The 1151-nt window shown below is 42.6% G+C and carries 2 protein-coding genes; both read left to right on the forward strand.

Annotated elements, in window-relative coordinates; genetic code table 11:
* Positions 1–798 (forward strand): phage minor capsid protein (locus NFR99_RS15265; protein WP_251354083.1); only part of this gene is annotated, 798 nt, incomplete at its 5' end.
* On the forward strand, positions 795–959 hold the full coding sequence (locus tag NFR99_RS15270) for a hypothetical protein (protein ID WP_251354084.1): 165 nt from the start codon (positions 795–797) through the stop codon (positions 957–959). The genes NFR99_RS15265 and NFR99_RS15270, both read left to right, overlap by 4 nt.
* The last annotated feature ends 192 nt before the right edge of the window (positions 960–1151 follow it).

Here is a 1151-nt window from a genome sequence, read left to right on the forward strand (position 1 = left end):
GGGGAGAAGAGGCAGGAATGGGGGATATCAACAGTCATTGTGAATAAACGCGGAAATCCCTGCCCGAAGTGCCTTCCTTTCGTAGGGAAGGTCTTGATTGATGACGTATGGAGCGGCGGACCTAAAAGCGGAAAGTCTCCGGAAACGGATATCAAATACCCATTGATGAGTGATGCGATTGTAGCAGGGCTGTATCATCCACGCTGTAAAGACAGTCACACGACATACTTCGAGGGAATCAGTACGCCACCGGATGGTAAGTATACTAAAGAGGAATTGAACGATTTAGTGGAGAAGAACCATCGGGAGACAAGAAAACAGCAAGCTAAACGGCAAGAAGAACGGTTGGGGCGATTGGCAAAGTATTCACTGGATTCGGATAACAAAAAACAGTATAAACAGAAAGCGGATAACTGGAATGAAGTTGCAAAAAATTTTAAATCTGATATAATGAAATTACCGAGATATGAAGAAGCAATTATACCGGAAACGAAATTCAGTATGTACGCGTTGAATCCAGAGAAAGATCCTGACAAGGCGAACGCGTTTAAGGAAGCACTAGGGTACGACTTATCTAACTATAAAAACTTGATTGCTGATATACATAAGCATTTGTCAGAGTATGAAGCTATAGAAAAGCCAGATAATGGGCATGGAAAGCGATACGAGGTTATTATGGAGCTGACAGGGCCTAATGGAAAAAAGGCAAATGTGCTTACAGCGTGGATTGATGATAAAGAAAATGGAGAAATGAGAATGACAACGGCCCACATAGATAGGAGGAAAAAGAAAAAATGAAGATAAAGATGTTTGACAAAGTCTTATTAAAAGATGGGCGAACGGCATTTATTGTAGAAATCTACGGGCAAAGCGGCGATTATGAGGCGGATATTGAAATGCCTGACGGGACGATTAAAACAGATACGATCCACATAACAGATATAAGAAAAATACTCTAATACCACCAGTCAGAAATGATTCGGTGGTTTTTTTATATACATTTTTAGCCGCTGCCCGCCGCAGCAGAAAGGGGGCAGTCATGAAACTATTAAACAGCACATAGGAGGCGGTCTGGTATCTCCCTTTGGGACGCGGGGTGAAGCGTCTTATTTTTATGCCCCAAACACGACAAGGGCTTAAAAGGTGCGTGG

This window comes from Hominisplanchenecus murintestinalis (genome assembly GCF_943193015.1).
Lineage (GTDB): Bacteria > Bacillota > Clostridia > Lachnospirales > Lachnospiraceae > Hominisplanchenecus_A > Hominisplanchenecus_A murintestinalis.